This is a genomic window from Nitrospirota bacterium, assembly GCA_015233895.1.
In the GTDB taxonomy this organism is placed as follows: Bacteria; Nitrospirota; Thermodesulfovibrionia; order Thermodesulfovibrionales; family Magnetobacteriaceae; genus Magnetomonas.
In genome coordinates, this window is the sequence record JADFXG010000052.1 from 1 (window position 1) to 7842 (window position 7842).

The 7842-nt window shown below is 42.7% G+C and carries 6 protein-coding genes; 2 read left to right on the forward strand and 4 right to left on the reverse strand.

What is annotated here, in order from left to right; translation table 11 throughout:
* The first annotated feature begins 23 nt into the window (after nucleotides 1–23).
* Nucleotides 24–650 (forward strand): type II secretion system protein, encoded by a 627-nt coding sequence (locus tag HQK88_16960; GenBank protein ID MBF0618491.1) that lies wholly within the window; start codon nucleotides 24–26, stop codon nucleotides 648–650.
* Complete coding sequence (locus HQK88_16965; protein ID MBF0618492.1) at nucleotides 631–1191, forward strand: prepilin-type N-terminal cleavage/methylation domain-containing protein; 561 nt, start codon at nucleotides 631–633, stop codon at nucleotides 1189–1191. The genes HQK88_16960 and HQK88_16965 overlap by 20 nt, the downstream gene beginning before the upstream one ends.
* Nucleotides 1192–1219: 28 nt before the next feature.
* Here HQK88_16965 and HQK88_16970 read toward each other — a convergent pair whose 3' ends face one another.
* From HQK88_16970 to HQK88_16985, 4 genes are all read right to left on the reverse strand, one after another.
* On the reverse strand, nucleotides 1220–3838 hold the full coding sequence (locus HQK88_16970; GenBank protein MBF0618493.1) for a bacteriohemerythrin: 2619 nt from the start codon (nucleotides 3836–3838) through the stop codon (nucleotides 1220–1222).
* A gap of 153 nt (nucleotides 3839–3991) precedes the next feature.
* Complete coding sequence (locus HQK88_16975; GenBank protein MBF0618494.1) at nucleotides 3992–4639, reverse strand: response regulator transcription factor; 648 nt, start codon at nucleotides 4637–4639, stop codon at nucleotides 3992–3994.
* A 69-nt stretch (nucleotides 4640–4708) separates the two neighbouring features.
* A complete protein-coding gene (locus HQK88_16980) occupies nucleotides 4709–5632 on the reverse strand; it encodes a 1-phosphofructokinase family hexose kinase (GenBank protein MBF0618495.1) in 924 nt (307 codons plus the stop codon).
* Between the two features lie 28 nt (nucleotides 5633–5660).
* Nucleotides 5661–7607 carry a DUF3365 domain-containing protein gene (locus HQK88_16985; protein MBF0618496.1) on the reverse strand — a complete coding sequence of 649 codons (1947 nt, stop codon included), beginning with the start codon at nucleotides 7605–7607 and terminating at the stop codon, nucleotides 5661–5663.
* Between the last annotated feature and the right edge of the window lie 235 nt (nucleotides 7608–7842).

The window sequence follows — 7842 nt, forward strand, 5'->3', positions numbered from 1 at the left end:
TTTTTTAACTCAAAATGGCGTCCTTGTCCCGTAAGTCCGGCTTTACTTTAGTTGAAATAGTGGTTGCAATGTTTATTGCAGGTGTGCTTTGTGCATCAACAGTGATACTTTGGGATATTACAGGCCAATTTTATTTCCATAGCAGTCTTAGCCAAAAAGCGATTTTTGCGCTTAACTCTCAAACTGAACGTTTAACATCACTCTACAGGTGGTGCGACTTATATGCTCACACCACCCACTCATCGGACAATATCTCCTATCACAGTGGTTACGTAACAACCTGTAATTATGACTTTTTTAAAACTAATGCAGCAGATTTCACCCAATGGGAGGATGTGTTTTACGATTCAACAAGCGGCTATGATACAGTCTATATAGACAAGAACAAGAACGTGGTTGGGAAACTTTACTGGACTGAACAGACGGTCTATGACTGTGGGATGTGCAGCACAACCGGCGGCAATTGCGGCGGCTCCGGCGATGAGTTTGGCACATACTCAGGTTTAAAAACAAGTGACGCACTGTGTCTTACGGTTAATTTAGACTATCCCTACAGATGGGATAACGACACGTTATCACTCAAAGAGGACAGTGCTCTGTGGCCTCTGCGCACACTGAGGGTTAAAACCATTGTTGCAACTAAACAATAAAAACTGCTACGGATTTACCCTTATGGAGATGATAGTGGCTACGTTTATTGCCTCGCTTCTTATGGTGTTTATCTCCAAACTTCTTCTTGAAACATCGCGCTTTGAAGACCGCAGACAGGCAGATTTTAAAATAATGAAAGAAGCCAGGGAATTAAATCAGGTAACAGGTGACGGCGTGTTTAACCATAACGGTTTAAGAGGCGATAACTTAACACAGTTGGACTTTACCAGCACAACCAATACATGGTCAATGTCAAAAGACAGATACGTTAAAACCACACAAAACACCGTAACTCTTGGAGATGTCTCAGGTCAATACAATTATGAAAGCGACACAGCGCCTGAGTCAAAGACCGGTTATGTGGAAAACATTGTTATGAACTTTGACAACTCCTCAGTTGTAAACACTGACGGTAAAAAGACCAACGTTTATGTGCAAACAGACCTCGTTGAACCGGATGTCAACAGAAGACTTGACACAGAAACCGCCAAAGAACAGTGGTGGTGGCTTTTTACCGTAAATACCGGTAAAAGGTTATAAGGGTTTTTACCGCAGCTGGACAATAAACCTAATAAACCCCTTTGGCGTTAAGGAATTCGCCATACTTGCGGTCCTCTTCTAACAGGTGCTTAACTACCCAGGATTCAAAAAATGCTATAAAGGCAGCCTTTGGGGGTACATCTCCGGTACTTACCTGCGCTGTATATTCAGTAATCCTCCGAATCAGTTCTTTGTGGCTTTTGCGGTGATCTTCAATGACCTGGTAATGGTAGAGAGACATAAGCTTCTCTTCAGCCTCAAAGTGATAGTAAGTGTAATCTACCAAAGCGTTAAAGACCTTGTTCAGAGAGTCTCTGTCAATATCTTTTTGCAGATGTTCTATAATTGCGTTACCAATTTCGATAAAATGCATATGCTGCATATCCATCTGTGCAACATTCAAGGAGAAAATATCGCGCCATATGAGGCTCTCCCTACGATCACCGCCATATACAAAACGCTCTGTCCGTTGCTGATAGCTTTCAAGAAACCTCCAGGACAGGATTGGTACGTTTTTAAGAAGTTCACCCGGTATCTGAATAACAGCCGTATCCTGCAGTACACGCAGACTATACAGATATGGAACATTTAAAATTGCACCCTCCTCTCCAAAAAAATCACGCTCCCTTAACACATCTAAAACCTTAGTGCCTGCTACACGCTCAACACTGCCATAACAAATAATATTAAGAATCTGAAGGTCCTTACCTGCAATAATATCCCCACTTCTGTAAACACGTTCTGACACACTATCCACAATGCTACTATAAACCTCGACAGGCAGTCCGTCAACAAACAGCTTAGTCGTTTCCATAAAAGAGCGAATACTAGCTGTTTTCTGCACATGCTCCAGCAATCCATTGCGCTTTACAACTTTGGCATAGAGTCCTGCCGGTAATCTCAATACCCGCACGAAGGAGGAGGCACGGTATGTGTTTAGGGAGGGTCTGTTGTCTATTATAGCAGCGTCACCAATAAGTGCCCCGCTCCTAAGACTGCCAAACAAGTTGCTACGGCTACAGATCTTGTCCACCAGTCCGCTAATGAGAAGCAGTACATCCTTAGGTGTCTCACCTTCTTTCAGTATGATGGCGCCCGGATTTATCTCTATTATGGGATGGTTTACCAACATTCTGATGTGATGCAGAGGGACACCGGGAAGATGTGCATGCAGATAGGTGAAAGCGTTGCGGCGATGCATATCCGATGGTGATATGCCTGCCACCAGCACGTCACACGTACCAAACACTGCACTCGAACCAATCTCTTTTTCTACAGGCGTTAAATCACCAGCACGATGAGCAAGCAGAATACGAGCTGAATTGTCTGATTTGAAGTCCCTGGCATCCCCGTGAATCATCCCTCCTCCCACATCTATCTTCTTCAGGTCAGCCTTAGCCAGATACGCAGCACGGATGGATTCAAACAAGTTACTGTCAAGCCCGGGTGCATCTTGTTGCTGTGTTACCATGTTTTTAAGAATATCCAGCGATACGATGTCTGCAAAATGTGAATAGGTTCGATATCCATTTCCCCATAAGGTTCTGAAAGTGAATATGTTAGCCTCAATAGGGTGTGGTGAAAAAATCGGCATTACCTCCAAACCCTCTATATCTGTCCATTTGTCAAAAAGGAGGTCTCGTATTTCAAAGAAGTCAGAGAACCACTTCTCTTCTATACCAAGTAAGGCGCACAGTTTTTTTGTTACCGAGGCCCGTATCAAAGGTGTAGCAAAGTACTTAATGCGCCTTCCGGCACGCATCAATGCAGTAAGGCCCGCAAAGTGGTCATCGTGCGCATGAGTGTGGAAAATACCATCCACCTGGTCAATATCTATACCTAACGCTGCCAGTGTGTATGAAATCTGCGGACCGGCATCAATCAGATAAAGACGCCCCTGGAAGGTGATTATGCTGGACATGCAAGGACGCTCAGTATCCCATCCGTCACCCTCGCCTGAATTGATAACGGCAAAGTACTCCGATTCCAGCCTGCGATAACCCAAAGGATATGGACATTCATACTTTTCTCCCGGCTGTAGATTAAGGTTGACAGTTACAGTCTCTCCCCCATATGCAAATTTAAAAACATTAGTATGCAGACGGCTTATAGTTACACCCTTAACCACCTCCACAGCATCGTCAGCAAGGATACAGGTGTCTATAAAGTCTCTGGTAGGCCGAATGCGCCCAAATGCAAACTTAAGCTTCAGACGCATCATATCCTGAGCTTGCTCAAGTGGCACGCCAGTTTGGGCAATCTCTTCAGCTGAAATCAGTCCGTAGTTGCCACGGTAGATATAGCTTATCTGGGACTCTATCTGAGCAGCCGAACCGATCAGTATTGGTTTACGTCCTGTATTGTTAGGATGTCCGGGTATTATAAGTCCCTGTTTGTAAAGCATCTGTAAAACAGGAAATTCGGCAAGATTTGAAAACTCTCCATTTTGCAGTGAGAGGTCAGAAAGCAGGATCGCATTGGGTCCGGTCTCGCAAGCAACACCCTTTACCTCCTGAGGCAGAATAAGCCCTCGCTTAATTAAATGTTTAACTGCATCTGCAGGGCTTCCACAGAGTACACGCAAATCAACCTCAGGAATCTCAACCCATTGGATTCCTCTTGCAACCGCAATTTTAGTTATCTTCATCCTGCCAACCTCCACAGCAAATAGCTTAAAAAAGATTTTTGTTTATACACCTCTGTCAATACCTAAATTGGAGGTCATTATATTCTATAAAAAAATACAATATAATTGGAATAGTGCAACATAAAGCCGCGTGAAAACGTAATCTTTTTTTACTTACAAATTAAGTTTGTATCCTCTGCCTTTATATGTGGAGATGGCATCAGGAGGCAGGATTTTTCTAAGCATTTTAACATAGGTACGTATGATTTCATCACTTGAGGGTTTATCACCCCACACATAACCCATAATCGTATCGTTATAAACAATCTCGCCGCGATGCTTTAGCAGCAGATAAAACAGGTTCCAGGCTATTTTTGAAAGATTCACCTCCTCTGAGTCCTTATAAATCACCTGAGCGTCAATGTCAACCGTGATATTGTCTATTTTTATAAGGCTGTGAATATGAGATCTGTTTGACAGGGATTTTATTCTTAAGACCAGCTCTCTCAGATTAAACGGCTTTGTAAGGTAATCGTCGGCGCCAAAGGTAAAGCAGGTTTCTTTATCAGATATGTTTTCCTTGGAGGTAAGAATAAGTACAGGCGTGCTGATTCCCTTTGACCGTATATGTTTGAGAATGTCCTCGCCCTTAAGATATCTGAGCACCAGGTCAAGTATTATCACATCATAGGTATAATTATTCAGGTAATTAAAATACTCCCTCTCATCTGGCAGATAATCGCTGACAATGTCTTTTGTCTTTAAATATTCTTTCAGACTCTCACAGAGTATAGTATCATCCTCTATAATCAGTACTCTCATCCAAAATTTAGTATAACATCTGAATAAGAGAAAATACATACGAGAAAAGGAGTGTTTCCGGAGAGTGCCTTAGAGGTGTTTGTTACCTCTCTTAGCTTTTAACTCATCCACTCTGTCCTTATCAAGGAAACCGGCGCCAAGTTCCATAGAGCTTGCAGAACCTGCACAGGCTCCTGAAATTAAAGCATCTTCTATGGTCTCACCCTCGGTTAAAGAAAGTGCAAACCCTGCAGTAAAACTGTCGCCACAGCCTAACGCATTGACAGCTTTGACCTCGGGCGGCATAACCGTGTAGAGTTTCCCCTCTGATGCAGCATGTATAGCCCTGTCACCGTCTGTTACTATGCTTAAAAACACGCCTGTTTTGTTTATTTTACTTAGTCCGGTTAGTATCCTGTCGTCAGAGGGAGGGCTCTTTCCTGAAATCGCCATCAGTTCGTCTCTGTTTATCTTTATGACATGCGGAGAGGCAGCCAGAGCCTTCTTAAGAGGCTCTCCGCTTGTATCCAGTATCACGGTGGCTTGATTTTGTCTGGCAAGAAGAATTAAATCAAAAAATATGTCCTCGCCAAACCCGATAGCTGCCGAGCCGCTTATGATTACCGTATCACCGGCACTGACAGTTTCACTAAATAAGGCTTTAAAATCGCTAATTTCCGATGCGGTTATATTAGGGCCTGTTTCGTTTATTACAGTCTCTGACATTTCGCTTATAATGGACAAACACATGCGGGAATTTTCTGCTATCTTAACGTATCTTAGACTTAGCCCCTCCTCAGAGGCCATGTCGCGGATTTGTTTCCCTGCGCCGCCACCAAGGATTGTCAGTGAGACTGTGTCTTTGCCAAGGGATTTTAATGCCCTTGACACATTTATACCCTTACCGCCGGCATACTTTCTCAGCACCACTGCCCGATTCATTGTGCCGGTTTGAAAGTTTGAGATCCTGAGTATCTTATCCACCGCCGGATTAAGAGTTACCGTTATAATCATATTAGGCCTTATCTCCCCCTCATCTTTGCTACATACGTTGTTTGTATTTGTTTTCCTTAAAAAGTATTATAAACTTTGTACCGTTAATTCGCTCAATTTTAATCTGCCCCTGTAGTTGATTTTGCACTATAGAGTAAACTAACTGAAGACCGAGTGATTTAGATTCATCAATATCATACTCCTGCGGCAAACCCGCTCCGTTGTCCCATATTAATAATTCGTAACTGTCACTGCTGTGGCCAGAGGGATGGAGGGAAATGCCGATTTCTCTTTCAGGCAGTTTGGATTCTGCAGAGGAAATATCAGGAAACGCATATTTTATGGAGTTTGAAAGAAGCTCATTTATGACAAGACCGCAGGAAATAACCGTGTCTATGATAAAGGTTATTGACGGGATGTCCAATTTCAGGTTGATTTTCTGTTCACTGATCCCGTATGATCTGAAAAGCCCCATAGCAAGATTTCTGACATAGTCGCTAAAATCTATTTTAGACAATGTGTCGGACTGGTATAGTTTCTCATGCACTAAAGACATTGCTTTTATACGGTTTTTTGTTTCGGTAAAGATGTCAATATCTTTTTGATCTTTAAGGTAACGGTTCTGAAGGTTAAGCAGGCTTGTGATGATTTGCATGTTATTTTTAACACGATGGTGAATTTCACGAAGGAGCACTTCTTTTTCATGCAAGGAGGCTGATATCTGATTCTCCATACGCTTTCTGTCGGTAATGTCTCTGACTATGGCAACGTAAAACCTGTTATTCTTAATTTTCCATGAGGCGATGGAAACATCACAGGGAAACTCAGTCCCATCTTTTCTGTGTCCTTCAAATTCCAGCCTCTTACCGGCAAAGTATGAATCCCCAAGTAGTTGCAGCATCTGAACTGCCCTCTTATACGTATCATGAAGTCTTGACGGGATCAGCTCCGTAGCGGATTTTCCTGTTAAGTCAGCCTCTTTGTAACCAAATATTGCTTCTGCCCCGCGGTTAAATGAAATAATCACTCCGTTGTCATCGGTTGAAATAATCCCGTCCTGCACTGAGTGAATGATAGAACGATACTTAGTCTCAGACTCAATCAGAACCTCATCAGCGCGTCTTCGTTCATTAATCTCGATGGTTAGCTGTTCGTTGGTCTCCCTGATTTCACGGGTTCTTAACCCAACCACAGAGTCCTGTTCTGCTTTTGCGAGCTTTAGGGTAAGCCATTGGGAGCGAATTTTAGTCATAAAAAAAAGTATCAAAGCGCTTACGGATAAAAACATCATCATATGAAGAAGTGTAAGTGTAATTTTTTGCTTTTTTATTGCATTGTAAAGAACATCAACCGGCACTGTAACACTTATTCCGCCTCTGATGTCACCTACTTTGTAGCCCTGGTTTTGATGGCACATTAAACAGGATTCTTTAACTTTAAGAGGAGCCATATACCTAAACACGGCGTTTTCAAACATTTCTGCTTTTTCTGTGGCACCACCTTCAAAAGCCTTTAGCGCTTCACTTTCCCACTTATCGGGGCTGTTTTGAGGACGAATAGGTTTCAGGCTGGTTATGTGAAACATAATACTGTTACTTTCCATCATAATCTCCGATAGTTGGCGCGTCATATAGGCTGGGTTTATGAGAGTGAGTTTCATACCGTCTGTAGTTGTGATGTCTCTGTTTTCTACCTCAAGATAGGGATTTGGCGTAGTCATATCATTTATGGCAGCATAGACCCCTCCATGGCGTGAATTCCAGAGCCTTGTGCTTTCCACCATTTGGAATATCACTCTGCCGTCTTCTGTAGCCACTGATTTGAAGTTGCTGTCAAGTTGGGAAAAATTCCAGTTAAGCGATACTACGGTTATTATAAGACACAGCAGCATCGGCAGCAGCCAGTAAACCCTGTTCTCTATAAAGGCGTAGTAGGCCTCAGAGCTATGCTCATTGCCTACAGGTTCTGTCTGACCTGGAGTTATAGAGTTTTCCATGATATGCCTCATATTTAAACATAACAATTCGTAATTGTAAAGCAATAACTGCTTAGACCCTGAATCACCGACAAAAAAAGTAAAAGACCTCGTTAGCCCCCGAGTATCCGGGATGTTAGAATAAGTTACCAGACAAAAAACTAACACCAACGAGGTGAACGTATTATGGCACAAGGGACACTGAAATATGAATATGAGAGAGAGGCAAGTAAATCAGGGATGACATCATTAGGAG